11 protein-coding genes are annotated in these 16,497 nt (G+C 68.2%); 5 read left to right on the top strand and 6 right to left on the bottom strand.

Translation table 11 applies throughout. The annotated features are described in order from the left end of the window. Positions 1 to 39: 39 nt before the first annotated feature. Positions 40 to 747, bottom strand: a complete 708-nt coding sequence (locus ACIHA7_RS37905; protein ID WP_397296605.1) for a GntR family transcriptional regulator — start codon at positions 745 to 747, stop codon at positions 40 to 42. A 157-nt stretch (positions 748 to 904) separates the two neighbouring features. Here ACIHA7_RS37905 and ACIHA7_RS37900 point away from each other — a divergent pair, with 157 nt between their 5' ends. The 4 genes from ACIHA7_RS37900 (at position 905) to ACIHA7_RS37885 (ending at position 5,261) form a co-directional block, all read left to right on the top strand. Beyond that, positions 905 to 2,182 (top strand): MFS transporter, encoded by a 1,278-nt coding sequence (locus tag ACIHA7_RS37900; RefSeq protein WP_397296603.1) that lies wholly within the window; start codon positions 905 to 907, stop codon positions 2,180 to 2,182. Positions 2,183 to 2,192: 10 nt separating this feature from the next. Next, positions 2,193 to 2,852: an allophanate hydrolase subunit 1 gene (locus ACIHA7_RS37895; RefSeq protein WP_397296601.1), complete on the top strand. Its 660-nt coding sequence runs from the start codon at positions 2,193 to 2,195 to the stop codon at positions 2,850 to 2,852. Next, positions 2,849 to 3,721 carry a biotin-dependent carboxyltransferase family protein gene (locus ACIHA7_RS37890; protein WP_397296599.1) on the top strand — a complete coding sequence of 291 codons (873 nt, stop codon included), beginning with the start codon at positions 2,849 to 2,851 and terminating at the stop codon, positions 3,719 to 3,721. The genes ACIHA7_RS37895 and ACIHA7_RS37890 overlap by 4 nt, the downstream gene beginning before the upstream one ends. Positions 3,722 to 3,944: 223 nt before the next feature. Beyond that, the gene (locus ACIHA7_RS37885; protein WP_397296597.1) at positions 3,945 to 5,261 is read left to right on the top strand and encodes a lipase family protein; all 1,317 of its coding nucleotides are present in this window, start codon (positions 3,945 to 3,947) and stop codon (positions 5,259 to 5,261) included. On the opposite strand, the gene ACIHA7_RS37880 is transcribed toward ACIHA7_RS37885, so the two are convergent. From ACIHA7_RS37880 to ACIHA7_RS37860, 5 genes are all read right to left on the bottom strand, one after another. Further along, positions 5,192 to 11,374, bottom strand: coding sequence for an amino acid adenylation domain-containing protein (locus tag ACIHA7_RS37880; RefSeq protein ID WP_397296596.1), 6,183 nt, complete (start codon positions 11,372 to 11,374; stop codon positions 5,192 to 5,194). The genes ACIHA7_RS37885 and ACIHA7_RS37880 overlap by 70 nt on opposite strands. Positions 11,375 to 11,641: 267 nt before the next feature. Next, a complete protein-coding gene (locus ACIHA7_RS37875; protein WP_397296594.1) occupies positions 11,642 to 12,523 on the bottom strand; it encodes a PaaX family transcriptional regulator C-terminal domain-containing protein in 882 nt (293 codons plus the stop codon). After that, complete coding sequence (locus ACIHA7_RS37870; RefSeq protein WP_397296593.1) at positions 12,504 to 13,739, bottom strand: kynureninase; 1,236 nt, start codon at positions 13,737 to 13,739, stop codon at positions 12,504 to 12,506. Before ACIHA7_RS37870 ends, ACIHA7_RS37875 begins: the two co-directional genes overlap by 20 nt. 4 nt (positions 13,740 to 13,743) lie before the next feature. Then, positions 13,744 to 14,598: a tryptophan 2,3-dioxygenase gene (locus ACIHA7_RS37865; protein ID WP_397296591.1), complete on the bottom strand. Its 855-nt coding sequence runs from the start codon at positions 14,596 to 14,598 to the stop codon at positions 13,744 to 13,746. 115 nt (positions 14,599 to 14,713) lie between these two features. Then, on the bottom strand, positions 14,714 to 15,163 hold the full coding sequence (locus tag ACIHA7_RS37860) for a nitroreductase family deazaflavin-dependent oxidoreductase (protein ID WP_397296589.1): 450 nt from the start codon (positions 15,161 to 15,163) through the stop codon (positions 14,714 to 14,716). Positions 15,164 to 15,359: 196 nt separating this feature from the next. Between ACIHA7_RS37860 and ACIHA7_RS37855 the strand changes: the two genes are divergently transcribed. Then, positions 15,360 to 16,469 (top strand): TerD family protein, encoded by a 1,110-nt coding sequence (locus ACIHA7_RS37855; protein WP_397296587.1) that lies wholly within the window; start codon positions 15,360 to 15,362, stop codon positions 16,467 to 16,469. Positions 16,470 to 16,497 lie beyond the last annotated feature (28 nt).

Raw genomic sequence — 16,497 nt, 5'->3', positions numbered from 1 at the left:
TGGCGGACTCGTCTGGATCGGCCGCGAACGCGCTGGAGCTCAGGCGACAATCTGGGTGTACGCCGCGCGAATGTGTGACTCGGCGTCGCTGAGGTAATCGGCCAGCATCTGCTCCGCCACGGCGGAACGACCGCCGACCATCGCCTCGTAGATCTCGTGATTGCGGGCCAGGTAGGGCTCGTGGAAGGTCAGCGGATCGGCCATCACATGGAAGACCAGACGCAGCTCGTTCCACACGCTCGACATCATCTCGTCCAGCCGCCTGCTGCGGTTGAGCGCGGCGATCGCCTTGTGGAAGTCGATGTCGGCCGTGCCGACGCCGGTCCAATCCTGTTTCGCGGCACAGGCGTCCGCGTGGGCGAGCGCGGCGGCGAGGTCGGTCGGCGGCTGGCCCGCTGGGTCGAAGCCGTGCACCGCCGCACCCTCGATTACCCGGCGGCACTGATAGAGCTCCGCGACATCCTCCGAGGTCGGGATGCGCACGAAGGCACCGCGATTGAGCTCGTGGGTGACGAGCCGTTCCTCGATCAGCGAGCGGAACGCTTCACGCAGCGTGTTCCGCGAAACCCCCAGTGCCGCACAGATATCCGGCTCAGACAGGCGGGTGCCCGGCCGCAGCGACCCGTCCAGGATGCTGGCCCGCACGATGTCGGCGGTCTGCGAACTGCGACTGGAGCGGGCGAGCAGGCCCTTGTGTTCGGACAGCGCCGTGTAGACGGGATCGGGCCGATCTACCGGTGTCGTCATCCCAACCTCCGCGGACCAGTGGCTTTGCCGTTCGAGCATAACCCAGCGATCGAACCGCCAGCCGACGATCCCACCTTAGGATTGCAGAATCGTTCAACGATCCGTAGTCTGCTGTGACGTACGTCGCTCTCCTGAGCTCGAGCATTGCGAGGCAGCCATGAGCCTTTCCACAGACCTCCCGGTGGATCCGGCCGAAAAGTCACCACCCTTCGACTGGTTCCGAACGCTGAGCGCCAAAGGCAAGAAGGCCTTCCTCGGCGCGTTCGGCGGATATGGCTTGGATGCCTACGACTTCCAGGTGCTGCCGCTGGCGCTCGGGGCCATCTCGTCCTACTTCGTCATCAGCTCGGGCCAGGCGGGCCTGCTGACCACGGTCACCCTGCTGGTGTCCGCGCTCGGTGGCGCGCTGGCGGGCGTGCTGGCCGACAAGATCGGGCGAGTACGCACGCTGCAACTCACCGTTGCCACCTACACCTTGTTCACCGTGCTGTGCGGGTTCGCACCCAATTTCGAGACGTTGCTGGTCTTCCGGGCCTTCCAGGGTCTCGGCTTCGGCGGTGAATGGGCCGCGGGCGCGATCCTGGTCGCCGAGTACGCGCAGACCAAATATCGAGGCCGCACGGTGGCGTACGTGCAGAGCGCCTGGGCCGTCGGCTGGGGCTTGGCCGTCCTGGTCTACACGCTCGTCTTCCAATTCGTCAGCGAAGATCTGGCCTGGCGGGTGCTGTTCTGGACCGGTGCGCTGCCCGCCTTGCTGATCATCTGGGTGCGCCGCAATCTGACCGACTCCGAGACGGTCACCCAGCGCCGGGAATCGGCGGGTAGTCGGGCGGGATCGTTCGTGTCGATCTTCCGGCGCGACCTGCTCCGGACGACACTGTTCGCCTCGCTGCTGGCCACCGGTGTGCAGGGTGGCTACTACACCCTCGCGACCTGGTTGCCGACCTTCCTGAAGAAGAGCCGCCACCTGAATGTCGTTGGTACCGGCGGTTATCTGTTCCTGCTGATCGGCGGCGCGTTCCTCGGTTACGTCACCGGCGGCATCCTCGCCGACCGGATCGGCCGCAAACGCACCATTCAGCTCTTCGCCGTGTTGTCGGTCGCGTTCATGGTCGCCTACATCCAGGTGCCGGAGGGGGCCAACACCACGGTGCTGATCCTCGGCTTCCCGCTCGGCTTCTGCACCGCGGCCATCTTCTCCAGCTTCGGGTCGTTCCTGTCCGAGCTGTACCCGACCGCGTCCCGCGGTACCGGGCAGGGCTTCACCTACAACTTCGGTCGTGGTGTCGGCGCCGTATTCCCCACCGTGGTCGGCTTTTTGGCCTCCACCACGCTCGGCCTGGCCGGCGCGATGATGTTCGGCGCGTTCGGATATGTTCTCGCGGTCATCGCGCTGTTCGGCTTGCCGGAAACCCGCGGCCGCGAATTAGCCTGAAGGAGGGTCGATGTCCGCGATCACCGTGCCGAGAGCGCCGCTGCGGATCCTGCCCGCGGGGGACCGGTCGCTGCTCGTCGCGCCCGACGAGCACGCCGATCTGGTCGCGTTCATCGATCTGCTCCGCCGCGAAGTGCCGTGCGGCGTGCACGATGTGCTGCCCGCCGCGCAGACCGTCCTGGTCACCATGACCGATGCGGCGGACAGCCGAGCGGTAGAAGAGCAACTGCGGCAGCTGTTTCGGAGTATCCAAGGGGCTGGCTCGGCCGAGGCACTACCGGACGACGTGCGCACCATCCCGGTCCGTTATGACGGGCCGGACCTGGAAAGCGTTGCGGCACAGCTGGGTATCTCGGTGCGCGCGCTGATCACCGCGCACACCCGCACGGTGTGGCGGTGCTCGTTCATCGGCTTCGCCCCGGGTTTCGGCTATCTGGAGTCCGCCGAATCCGGGTTAGCGGTGCCGCGCCGGTCCGAGTCCCGGACGTCGGTGCCCGCGGGCTCGGTGGCGCTGGCCGACGGGTACAGCGCCGTCTACCCGCGGCGTTCGCCCGGCGGCTGGCAGCTCATCGGCACCACCGACGTCCGGATGTGGGACCTCGACCGGGCCGAGCCGTCCCTGCTGCGCCCGGGCACCCGGGTCCGTTTCATCGAGGAGGCCGGCGAATGACTGTGGTACGCATCCTCGACGCGGGTCTGTTGAGCACGATCCAGGACCTCGGCAGACCCGGCTGGTTCGCCGTCGGCGTCGGCGTATCCGGCGCGGCCGATCGAGGTTCGCTGAAGCTGGCGAATCGGCTGGTCGGCAATCCGGAGGACGCCGCAGGCATCGAAACCCTGCTCGGCGGGTTGGAACTCGTCGCCGAGGCGCCGGTGCTGCTCGCGGTGACCGGTGCCGACGCGCCGATCACCGTGGACGGTGTCGCCGAGGCCCGCGCGTCCGTTCTCGCGCTGCGCACCGGACAGCGACTGAAGCTCGGCACAGCCACCGCTGGGTTGCGCGTGTATGTCGCGGTGCGCGGCGGCATCGCCGTCGAGCCCGTGCTCGGCTCCCGCAGTAGGGATACCCTCGCCGGACTCGGCCCCGAGCCGCTGACCGAGGGCACCCGGCTCACCGTGGGGCCGGCGGCGGACTATCCGTGGCCGAATGTCGAAGTGGCTCCGGTACCGCCGATGGACTCCGGTCCGGTCACCGTCCGGGTGCTGCTCGGCCCGCGGGACGACTGGTTCACCGATCCGCGGTCGCTGTGCACCGGCCGCTGGCAGATGACCGACCGCGCCGATCGCGTAGGTGTGCGGTTGGCCAGGGTCGGCGACGGACCGCCACTGACCCGGATCAACGACAAGGAGCTGCCGACCGAAGGGGTACCGCTCGGCGCGATCCAGGTGCAACCGAGCGGTGAACCGGTCGTCTTCCTCGCCGATCACCCCATCACCGGCGGATATCCGGTCGTCGGGACCGTGGTCACGGCCGACGTCGACCTGCTCGCGCAGTTACGGCCTGGGCAGCAGCTGCGATTTCGCGAAGCGACGCTCTGAATTCGGCAGGCGGGGAACTGTTCGGCAGGCGGGCAACTTATGCAGTGTGCACAGTGGCGGTCGGCAAACCCTGGCCGGTTGCGTAGTGACACGTCGGCGAGCGGTCGTGTGAACTGAGACCTCGTTTCGGTCCGTCGGGCGCTCGATGGTGTCCCGGTTGGCGGCCGCTGTGCACAGCGGTCTCTGGCTTCGATGTCAGCTTCGCCCGAGAGGTACCCCGCTTGTGATCCATGTTCGTCGTGCCATCCTCGCAGTAGGTCTCACGCTCGCTGTCTGCCTCGCCGTTGCCGCGACGGCAACCGCCGAGACGGATCTGCCGAACACCGGCCCCCAAGGCACCTGGCCGGTCCGCCCAGACGAGAACCAGCTGCCGCCACTGCCCAGCGAGACCGATATCTACCGGTTCATTCCCGTCCCGCTGCCCGCGGACGACCACTGGTACGACGACCCGGACGATCTCGACCGCTACGCCAACGGCGACGTGATCCGCAAGCGCGTGGTCACCAGCTACCTGCTCGGCGTGCCGTGGCCGCCGGTGCACACCGAACAGATCCTCTACCGCAGCACCGACAGCCGGGACCGCCCGATCGTCACCGCTACCACCGTCATGATCCCGGGAATCCCGTGGCTCGGCCCGAGCCCGCGCCCCGTCATCTCCTATCAGGAGGCGATCGACGGTCTGGACCCGGCGTGCAACCCGTCGCACACCGTGCGCGCGGGCACCATGAAAGAAACCCAGCTGTTGCTGCAGTTCCTCGGTGAAGGCATGGCAGTGACGATCCCCGACTTCAACGGCAAGACCAGCACCGCCTTGGCGCCGAGCGAGGGCCACATGGTGCTCGACGGCGTGCGCGCGACCCGGCGTGCGGGCCTGGGTTTGGCCGACTCGCCGATCGGGCTGTGGGGATACTCCGGCGGCGGCAGCGCCACCGGCTGGGCCGCCGAACTGCACCGCGGTTACGCGCCCGAACTGCCGATCAAGGGCAGCGCCCAGGGCGGCGTGCCCGGCGACAAACACGCCATGACGCTGTTCGCCATGGACGCAGGCCCCGGCATCGCCGGGCAGGCCGATTTCGTCGGCTGGATCTGGCTGATCGGACTGTCCAGGGAATTCCCCGACCTGCTGCCCCTCGACAAGTTCCTCACCGCCGACGGCATGACCATGGTCCACGACATCGAACACCGCTGCCTCTACACAGCGGCCGCCACCGGCGCGTGGCGCCCGCTGAAGAACTACCTCAAAGACTCGAAGGCCTTCCTGGACCCCGACATCCAGAACATCCTGCACCGAGACAGTCTCGGCTACGGCGACACCCCGGACGTCCCGATCGCCATGTGGCACTCCACCACCGACCCGATCATCCCGATCGCCGCCATCGAACCGGTCGTGCAGCGCTACTGCGCAGGCGGCGCCAACCTACGCTTCTTCAGAGTCCCTGCCTCCGAACACATCTCGGCCGAGCTCATCGGCTACGAACCGTCGCTGCTCTGGCTCACCGCGGTCCTCGCAGGCGCCGACCCCGGCCCGACCACCTGCTGAGGGGCACCGAGGATCGGGTCAGGTGCAGGCACGCCGCGCGCGGTGCCGGACGGCAGGAAGCCGGAGGCGATGAACTCGCTGATGTAGGCGTCGAGGGCGGCCTCGGTGATCGGTGGACAGGAGATGCCGGTGCCGGCGAGGGCGGCGCGGGTGTGTGCGTCGCTCCAATCGAGGCGGGCGAGGCCGATGTAGTTCGGGCTCAGCAGTTCGGCGCGGACGAGGGAGTTGTCGCCCGCCGCGTTGCGCCGGTGGGATTCGGCGGTGAGGGCAGCCCGCACGGTGTCCAATGGTGCGGTGGTCACCGGCAGGCCGTGGCGGCGCAGCCGGGCGAAGATGGTGTTCACGGCCACCGGGGTCTTGTTGACCAAGTGGTACACGGTCTCCGCGCGCGGGCGGGTGGTGAGTTCCACGATGGCGCGGGAAACATACGTCGCCGGGCTCAGGGAGACGGCTGCGTCGCTGACATCCGGTGCCTGCCCGAGAATCGCGGCGGCGCGGATCATGTTCCAGAACGAGTCATCGGCGCTGTTCAGGCCGGCTTCCGGGTCACCGCAGATCGTTCCGGGACGGTAGATGCCGATCGGCACGCCGCGCTCGCCCGCCTGCCACACCAGCTCCTCCGCGGCCCACTTGGACAGGACATAGCCGTTCTCGGCGAGCCGGTCTGCCCGCAGCCTGGTGCTTTCCACGATGAGGCGGGGTGTCGCTGTCTTGGCGACGGTGGTGCCCAGGGTGGAGACGAAATGTACCGGTTTGAGCCGGTGGGTCGTCGCCAGCCGGAGTATGTCGCGGGTGCCTTCGACATTGGCCGCGCGCAGCCGTGCGTACGGATCAATGTGGTTGACCCGGGCACCGTTGTGCAGGATCACGTCGACGGTCTCGGCGAGACGGTCGTAGTCGGTGTCGGGCAGCCCTAGTCGTGGCGCGGCGAGATCACCGGGGACGGCGACGATTCGATCCCCGGCGGCCTCGTCCCACAGCCGATAGCGCTGCAGCACCTGCCGTATTCGATCGGCGCCCTGGTCGGCGCTGTCGGCGCGCACCAGGCACCACACGCGTGCGTCGGTGTGCTCCAACAGATCTCGGAGCAGGTGTGCACCCAGGAAGCCGGTCGCGCCGGTCAGCAACACCACGCGCGGTGCCCCGGTGTGCGGGGCGAGGCAGTCGTGGACGGTAATGTCCTCGTCGAGGACGGCGTCCTCGGTCGGGGTCGGCACCCGAGTCTGCGCGGCCGTCCCGCTGAGATGTGCGGCGAGACCGCCCACCGTGGGAGTGGTGAGCAGCGCCGACATCGGCACGTCGCGCGCCAGCCTGGCCGAGAGCCGTTGGTGCAGGGTGAAAGCCATCAGCGAGGAGCCGCCGAGCTCGAAGAAGTCGTCGGTCGCCCCGATCGGGGCGACGGCGAGCACCTCGGCGAATACCTCGGCGATCGCGACCTCCAGCGGCGTGGACGGGGCGACGCCGTCGCGTGCCGCGAAAACCGGCTGGGGGAGTGCCGCGCGATCGAGCTTGCCGCTGGTGTTGACCGGCAGCGCATCGAGCAGCAGCACCGCCGACGGAACCATGTAGGCAGGCAGCATGCGAGATAGCGACTGCCGCAACGCATTCGGGTCGATGTTCGAGTCGTCCGCCGCGACGACGTAGCCGACCAACCGGTCGCCGCCCTCGGACGGTTTCACCGCGACCGCCGCCTGTCCGACTCCGGGATCGGCGAGCAGCGCGGCCTCGATATCGCCGAGTTCGACGCGGTGCCCGCGGACCTTCACCTGGAAGTCGCTGCGCCCCAGGTAATCCAGGGTGCCGTGTGCGTTCCAGCGCACCAGATCCCCGGTCCGGTACATCCGCGCTCCCGGTTCGGTCGGATTCGCGACGAACCGACCGGCGGTGAGCCCAGGCGCGCCTTTATAGCCACGCGCCAGCTGGACCCCGGCCAAATACAGTTCGCCGACCGCGCCCACCGGCACCGGCCGCAGCCGCGTATCGAGGACGAAGACCCGCGAATTCCACTCCGGCACACCGATCGGCACCGTGGCCGCCGGCGCGGCAGGGTCGACGTGGTGTTGGGTGATGCTCACCGCCGCCTCGGTCGGCCCGTACAGGTTGTGCACCTCGGCGCTGCTGATTGCCGCGAACGCCCGCGCGGTCTCCGGCGCCAACGCCTCACCGATCACGAAAACCGCACGCAGCGAGGACACTTCGGCGGCAGTGGCATGTCCGGCGAAGGCCGTCAGCATGGTCGGCACGAAATCGGTGAGCGTGACCCGGTGCGCGACGATCAGCCCGCACAGCGCGGCCGGATCCCGGTGATCGTCGGGACCGGCGAGCACCATCCGCGCGCCGGACCGCAGGGGCAGGAAGTACCCCCACAGCGACACATCGAACGTCGCAGGCGTCTTCTGGAGATACGTGTCGGTGGCGTCGACCCCGTACTGATGCTGCATCCAGTCGAGTTGGTTGACGATCGCCGCGTGGCTGACCACCACGCCTTTCGGGCGTCCGGTGGAGCCGGAGGTATAGATGACATACGCGGGATGGTCGCCACGCAGCGGCATCCGGCGCTCATCGTCGCGCACGGGTGCGCAGTCCAGACCGGTCAGATCCAGTGTGTCGACGGTGTGCGCCGCCGTCACCGTGAAGTCGTCCCCACTGGTGGTCAACACGCAGTGTGGCGCAGCGGAATCCAGCACATAGCCGATCCGCTCCGCTGGATGATCCGGATCGATCGGCACCCACGCGCCGCCCGCTTCGGCGATGGCGCACAGTGCGACAACCTGATCGAGGGAACGCCGCATGGCAACCCCGACAACGGCTTCCGGCCCGACGCCCTGCCCGATCAGCCACCGCGCCAACCGATTGGCTCGGGCCTGCAATTGCCCGTAGGTCAGCGTCGCCGATCCATACACCACGGCGATGGCATCCGGCGTGGCAGCGGCCCAGCGTCGCAGTGCCGCGCCGAGAGTTTCGGGCGCGACCGCGTGCGCATCACCGGCCGACCATGATTCGATCCGCCGCCGTTGCTCCGGATGGACCATGTCGACGTCGCCGACCGCGGCGAGCGGATCGGCGGCCACCTGGTGCAGCACGCGGATATAGGCGTCGAGGAACCGCAGCACCGTCGGTTCGTCGAAAAGATCGGTGGCATAACCGAACCGGATGAGGATCTGGCCGGGGGAGCGGTCCGCGTCGTGGTTGTCGACCACCGCGATATGCAGATCGGTCTTTGCCGTGCGTGTGTCGACATCGAGTCCGGCGAAGGTCAGGCCGGGCAGCTCCAGGCTGGCCTTGCCGAAGTTCTGGAACGCGAAACCGACCTGGTACAGCGGATGGCGCCCCGGTGACCGCACCGGGTTGACCGCGTCGACCACGTGCTCGAACGGCACCTCGGAGTGGGCGAAGTTCGCCAGATCCCGATCTCTGGTCCGGTCGAGCAGCGCGGCGAAACTCTCGCCGGGATCGATCCTGGTGCGCGACACCGTCGTGTTGACGAACATGCCGACGAGATCGTCCAGGGCGGCCTCGGCCCGGTTGGTCATCGGCACCCCGATGGCGATGTCGGTGCTGCCGGACAGGCGGGACAGCAGCACGGCCAGGGCCGTCCGCATCACCATGAACAGGGTGGCCTTGTGCTCGCGGGCGACGGCGAGCAAGGCGCTGTGCAGGGTGGCGGGCACCGGCCGCTGGGTGGCCGCGCCGCGCAACGAGGCAGTGCTCGGTCGCGGCCGGTCGCTCGGCAGCTCCAGTTCGTCCGGCAGCCCGGCCAGTTCGGTCGTCCAGTAGGCAAGTTGCCGGGACAGCAGCGAGTCCGGGTCGTCGCGGGAGCCGAGCAGCTCCTGCTGCCACAGTGCGTAGTCGGCGTATTGGATATCGAGCGGACGCCATGCCGGAGCGGTGCCCGCGGCGCGCGCGGTGTAGGCGACGGCGATGTCGCGAGCCAGCGGCGCCAGCGAGGAACCGTCGGCGCAGATGTGGTGCACCGCGCATACCAGCACGTATTCGTCGGCGGTCCGGAGCAGCCGAACCCGCAGCGGCACCTCGATCGACACGTCGAAGCCGCGCCACAGAATGGCGTGCACCCGCTCGGCCACCTCGTCGGGTGTCGCCGTCTGCATCTCCTCGACGGCGAAATCGGCCACACCGCTCGACACTTCGAGCGCGTGCTGCCGCGGTCCGGTGCTGTCGGCCGGGTACCGCGTGCGCAGGATCTCATGGCGCGCAACGGTATCGATGAACGCGGCGCGCAAGGCGGCGACATCGAGGTCGCCGGACATGCTGAAGGCGAAGCCGATATTGTCCACGGCCGATTCCGGATCGAACCGGTTACGCAGCCAGAACCGCAGCTGCGACGGGGACAGTGGCACCCGTTCGGGCCGCGGCCGGGCCAGCAGCGCCGGTCGGCTCTCGTCGAACTGCTGCGCTTGAATGGCTTTCGCCAGCGCCGCAACGGTCGGGTGGTCGAACAGCAACCGGGTCGGGATCCGCGCCTGCCACATCTCGCTCAGCCGTGCGGCCACCTGGGTGGCCAGCAGTGAATTGCCGCCTGCGGCAAAGAAATCGGAGTCCGCGCCCAGCTGATCGTGGCTGAGCACCTGACCGAACACCTCGGCGACCAGTTCCTCGCCGGGGCCGGACAGTGCGCGGCACGCGAGCTGATCGACAGCGCGGGCCCGCAACGACGCCCGATCCGTCTTTCCGGTGGGTGTCAGGGGAATCCGGTCGACCACGGTGATCGTGGCGGGCAGCATGTAGTGCGGTAGCTGCCGAGCCACCGCGCTCGCCAGTTCGGCGTCGTCGAGCGCATGCCCTGGTTCGGCCTGCACGAAGGCCGCCAGCACCGTCTCGCCCGCCGCCGTCTTGCGGTCGACGGTGACCGCCGCACGCACCCCCGGCCTGCTGGCCAGCACCGAGTCGATCTCGCCGAGTTCGATGCGGAAGCCGCGGACCTTGACCTGATCGTCGCTGCGGCCCAGGTATTCGAGGTCGCCGTCGGTGCCGCGGCGGACGATGTCGCCGGTGCGATACATCCGGGTGCCGGGCAACCCGTGCGGGTCGGCCAGGAAGCGCTGTGCCGTCAGGCCGGCACGATCGTGGTATCCGCGGGCCAGGCCGGACCCGGAGACATACAGTTCGCCCGCGGTGCCGACGCCGACCGGGCGCAGTCGCTTGTCGAGCACCCGGCAGCTGATCCCCGGCAGTCCCGAGCCGATGGTGACCGGCAGGTCCGGTGCCAACGCCGCGCTGATCGACACCATGATGGTGGTTTCGGTCGGACCGTAGCCGTTGAAGAAGCGACGTCCGGGAGCCGACCAACGGTGCACCAGGGGCGCGGGGCAGGTTTCGCCGCCGACGATGACCACCCGCAGCGTGTCGAGTCCGGTCGGCTCGAGCGAGGCCAGGGCCGACGGGGTCAGAAAGGCGTGACTGATCTCGTGGCGCGCGATGAGGCCCGCCAGTTCGGCGCCGCCGTAGACCGTCGGCGGCGCGATCACCATGGTGGCGGCGGACCCGATGGCGAGCAGCAGCTCGAGCACCGAGGCGTCGAAGCTCGGTGACGCGAAATGCAGGGTGCGCGCGGCCGAAGTGAGCGTGTATCTGGCGGTTTGCTCGGCGCAGAACGCGGCGAGACCGGCATGGGTGACCGCGACGCCCTTCGGCCTGCCCGTCGAGCCGGAGGTATAGATCAGATACGCCACGTTCGAAACCCGAAGCAGCGTAGGACGATCGAGGTAAGAAATAGGATTCGCCGATGCCGCGGCGGTCCGCGCGACCAGCTCCGCGTCGTCCAGCGCGAGCCACCGCACGCCTGCGGGCAGCGCAGGCGCGTATTCGCAGTTCGTCAGCCCGATGTCGGCGCCGCAGTCGCCCACTTGGAACTGGATGCGCTTACCCGGCAATCCCGGATCGATCGGCACGAACGCGGCGCCGGTCTTCGCGACCGCCCACACCGCGAGCACCGAGTCGATCGATCGGGGCAGCGCCACCGCCACCATGGTCTCCGGCCCGACGCCGAGCGCGAGCAGCGTCCGCGCCAGCCGTGAGGAGCGGGCGTCGAGCTGGCGGTAGGTGATCGAGTCGTCGCCGCACACCGCCGCGACACCGTCGGGATTGCGTTCCACGGCCGAGGCGAGCAGTGCGGCGAGGGTGGGGGAGTGTGTCGAGGAGCTCCGGCGGGAACGTTCACGACGAGCGGATGAGGGGGTCCGCTGAATACCACTGGTCAAGCTCTGGTCCCGCCATACGAAGTGACAAAGGGGCCTGATGGTATAACGCCGCACTGCGGTCCACCACCGAAAGGAATAACACCTGTTCGCGCGCGTGCTCAGCCCGATTTGCCCGGCGCGGAGCCACACTTTACGGCATTGGGTGCCAAGTGATTTCGGAAATCAATGGATCAATATTCCGGGTTTACTTCCGTCCCCGATGCTCGCCTGTACCCAGCGTCGGCTCGGCGCCAGACACCGCTGTTGTGCTTCGGCGAACAGCCGCACACTGGCCGGTCCCGGCCAGTCGGCGGGCAACATCGGTGCCGGGAGGCCGGGATCGAGGTAGGGGATGATGCGCCATTCGTCGAGCAGCGGGACGAAGTATTCGAAGGCTTGGCGGTCGGTCAGATTGTCGCGGGTGCGAATGTCGCCGTGGTTGGCGAGGAACGCGCGGTGCCGCTCGGCGAGAGCGGGCAGATCCCACCATTGCGCCGCCGCCGCGCGCAGCGTGCCGGGGACCGTCAGGTCGGTGGCGCGGAACGAGGTCACGTAGTCGTCGAGCGCCAATGCCGTGACGATCGTGGCCGCCTCGGCCGCCAGGTACTCCGGGCAGATCCACAGACCGGCCGACACGGTGCCGCAGCCGATCGAGGACAGCCTGCGGCGCAGCTGATGCCGTGCGGCACGCAGGGATTCCGGGATGCCGAACGAGATCAGATGCCAGGCATCGCCATCGGCCATCTGCCGGAAGCCGAAGATGCGCGGATCACCGCGTGTGTACATCGCCTCCGCCGCGGCGGTGATCCGGTATCCGCTGCGGCCGCCGCGTGACTCGGCGTCGAGCACGCCCTTGCTCTTCAGCCGGGTGACGGCCGTCCTGGTGCTCTGCTCGGGCACGCCGAGCCCGGCAAGCAGCGCGCCGAAGTCGGCGATCGCGAGCCAACCGCCCAGGTCGCGGACGTAGGCGCCGAGCACGGTCCTGGCGAGCGAGGTCGCGCTGCCCGGCCTCGAATCGATATCGTCGAGGACCGCGCCCGCCAGGTCAGGGCGCGGTGAGTTCATCGCGAATCGCCGAGATCCCGGCGAGAACCTCGGTGTAGGTGGTGCTGAGCGGGCTCAGGCCGATCCGGATGCCTTGCGGCGGACGGAAATCGGGGATGACGCCGCGTTGCCAGAGTCGCGCGGTGATCTCCTTGAACTGGGGGTGGTCGATCGTCACGTGGCCACCCCGACGGGCGGGGTCGGTGGGCGACGATACCGCAACGCCCAGCGGCAGCAGCCAGGCCCGCGCCAGTTCGAGCGCGAATTCGGTGAGGGCGACAGACTTCGCCCGCACGGCCGCCATGCCCACCTCCTCGATCAGGTCGAGGGTGTCCTGGATCGGCAGCATGCCGACGATCGCGGGCGTCCCGCTGATCACCCGCCGGATGCCTTGGGCGGGAACGTAATCCTGCGCCATCTCGAACGGGCTCTCACGACCCATCCAGCCCCAGATCGGCTGCGTGAAGTCGGCGAGGTGCGCGGCGTTGACGTAGCCGAAGGCGGGCGCGCCGGGGCCGCCGTTCAGATACTTGTAGGTGCAACCGACCGCGTAATCGACGGCCCAGGAGTCGAGTTCGATCTCGACCGCGCCTGCCGAATGGCACAGGTCGAGCAGCAGCACGGCGCCGGCGTCGTGCACGGCGGCGCTGATGGCGGGCGCGTCGAGCAGATAGCCGGACCGGTAGGCGACGTGGCTGAGCACGACGAGCGCGGTGCGGTCGGAGACGGCGTCGGCCACCTGCGCGGCGGTGACGCCGCCGGTGAACTCCGGTTCGATCCAGCGCAGCGTCAGGCCGAGCTCGGTGGCGATCGCCTCGAGGAGGTAGCGGTCGGTGGGGAAGTTGTCGCGGTCGAGCACGATTTCGGTGCGCTCGCCCCGGCGTGCCAGCGCGCCGCGGGCGATCTTGTACAGCAGCACCGTGGTCGAGTCGCCGATCGTGGTCTGGCCCGCGGCGGCCCCGAGCACCGCCGCACCGATCCGGTCGCCGATGGTGAGTGGCAGGTCGAACCACTGTTCGTCCCAGCCGCGGATCAGGCGTGCGCCCCACGCGTCGCTGACGAAGGCGGCGAGACGCTCGGCGGTCGCGCGCAGCGGACGGCCGAGGGAGTTGCCGTCGAGGTAGGCGATGATCTCCGGGTTGTCGCTGCCGAGGAATCGGCTCGGGTAGTCACCCAGCGGATCGGCAGCGTCGAGACCCTTCGCGCGTGTGGCGAAGTCGAGGGAGGGCGAGGTCATAGGGTCAGCGTCCGATCTCCGTGCGTACCGCGAACAGTTCGGGGAAGAAGGTGAGGTCGAGCGCGCGCTGCAGGAAGCCGACCCCGCTGGATCCGCCCGTGCCGCGCTTCATGCCGATGGTGCGCAGCACCGTGCGCAGGTGCCGGAAGCGCCACAGCTGGAAGTTCTCCTCGAGATCGACCAGCTCCTCGAAGGTCTCGTAGACCGACCAATGCTGTTCCGGGGCTTCGTAAATGGACTTCACGAGCGGGAGCAGGTCGGGATCGAGCAGGTAGGCCTTCGTCACGTCCCGTGCCAAAGTCGAGTCGGGCACGTCGAGTCCGCTGCGTGCCGCGTGCCGCCAGAACGCGTCGTAGAGGCTCGGTTCGTGCAGCAGCGTCCGTAACTCCTTGTGCGCGACCGGGTCTGCTTCGAAGACCTTCAGCATCGAGGCGTTCTTGTTGCCGAGAATGAACTCCACGGCCCGGTACTGATACGACTGAAAGCCCGACGAATTGCCGAGCACGTCACGGAACTGGGCGTACTCGGTAGGTGTCAATGTCGCGAGTACCGACCACTGCTCGGTGAGTGTCTTCTGGATATGTTTAACGCGCGCAATGCATTTCAGGGCGACGCCGATGTCATCGGCGTCGAAGGCGGCCCGCGCGGCGCGGGTTTCGTGCAGCACCAGTTTGAGCCACAGCTCGGTGGTCTGGTGCTGGATGATGAACAGCAGCTCGTCGTGGTGTTCCGGCTTGCTGACCGGATGCTGGGCGCTGAGCAGGGTATCCAGGTCGAGGTAGCCGCCGTAGCTCAGGCGCGAGCTGAAGTCGGTCACGATGTCGTGTTCGAGGGTGCGGGTGTTGTGCTCGACGGTCATGCGAAATCCCCATCGGTCGGGTGTGGCCTGCCTCCACACTATGACACGTTCGTGACGCGCGCTATATAAGTGTCACAACTGGGGAAGGGGAAAGCCGACCCAGGGATTGCCGGGGCTATCGCGATCCGCCGGTGCCGTTCGAACGCGGAACGAGGGCGAAGATCGGGATGGTGCGGTCGGTCTTGCTGCGGTAGTTGGCGAAACTGGGGTATATCGCGTCCAGGCGGGGCCATGCGGCCTCGCGCTCGGCCGGTGCGAGCTCGGTCGCCGTGACCGGGATGGTCTTGCTGTTGATCCGCACCTCCGCCTCGGGGTTCGCACGCAGGTTGAGCACCCAGTCGGGATGGGTCGGGGTGCCGCGATGGGATCCGGCGATGAGGTAGCGGTCGCCGTCTTGCAGGTAGAGCAGCGGTGAGGTGCGGCGCAGGCCGGACTTGCGCCCGACTGTGGTGAGCAGCAGGATCGGCGCCTTGCCCAGCTTGCCGCCGAGCTTGCCGCCACTGACCCGATACAGAGATGCGTTGAGGCCCGCGAAGATTCGTTCCAGCTGATGTGTTATCGACATGGCACCAGCCTAGGGCGCGGCCCGGTCGGCGAGCAGTGGATTTCGGTGCACGAAGAGCGGCCGCTGCTGTCATGGCAATACCGGCGTGCGCTGCGCGGCGACGGAAAATTGCGGCATTTTCGCGCAATTATTCGAGCGCCATAATCGACGCGCGCCGTTCCCGGCATTCCACGATTGTTTTTGTAGGGTGTGGTGAATGACCGTGCGACTGGCTCGGGGGCAGGTAAATGTGCTCGACGCCGAGCACATTGTTGTTTCGGTGCGACACGGCGCGGCGGTCGACCTGTCGGCATTGCTGCTCACCGCGAACGGCATGGTTCGGACGGACGCGGATCTGGTCTTCTACAACCAACCGCTCGGGGAAGGTGTGCGGCTGATGCCCGGGGAGGGCGGCCGACCGGGGGCATTGGCGATAGATCTGCGCGTGGTGCCCCCGGGGATCGAGCATGTTCGCGTTGTCGTCGCGCTCGACGACCAGCAGGACAGCCTGGGCAATTACCCAGCGCCTGAACTGCGGATCGATGACACCGCGGGCGTCCGGCTGTGCGAATACGTCATCGACGGATCGCGCGCGGAATCGACCGTTGTCGCGTTCGACCTGGATCGCGGCGACCCCTGGCGGCTGCGTCCCCTCGGGCACGGATACCGCAGCGGTTTCGCCGCCCTGGTGTCCGCGCACGGCGTCGCGGTGGGGCGTACACCGAAGCCGGTGCGGCACCTGCCCGATCCGGCAGTGGCGAGTTCGCTGGCCACCGCGCAGGAATTGGCGCTGCGTAATCCGGGCGGCGCCGAATTGTCCCATGTGAAGATGGCATTGGGCTGGGACCCGGTACGTGAGCCGGGGCGATTCGGTTTGCGGGAAGTCGATATCGATCTCGACGCGTCGGCATTGGTCTTTTCCGGCCGCGAACTCCTGGACGCCGCTTTTTACGGCAATCTGTCGTCCAAAGACGGATCGGTCCGGCACCAGGGTGACAATCTCACCGGCGCGGGCCGAGGCGATAACGAGATGATCGACGTCGACCTCACCCGGCTGTCCCCCGAGGCCTCGACCGTCGTTTTCGTCGTAACCTCCTACGCTGGACACACATTCGAGCGCGTGCGCAACGCCTTCTGGCGCTTGGTCGACGGCACCACCGACATCGAACTGACCGGCGGCAGCCTGCGCGTCGGTGGCAAGCACACCGGCATGGTGGTGGCGAAAGTCCAGCGGGAAGCCGACGTCTGGAAATTCCAAGCGCTCGGCGCCCCCATCCAAGCCGGCCACCCGGTCGAGGCGGCCGAGCAGGTGGCCCCGTTCCTCTGAGCCGACGCCCGAGTCACGGGGCCTGCCG

Origin of the sequence: Nocardia sp. NPDC052316, assembly GCF_044547795.1 — a bacterium.
Lineage (GTDB): Bacteria > Actinomycetota > Actinomycetes > Mycobacteriales > Mycobacteriaceae > Nocardia.
This window is presented reverse-complemented; position numbering and strand designations above follow the sequence as displayed.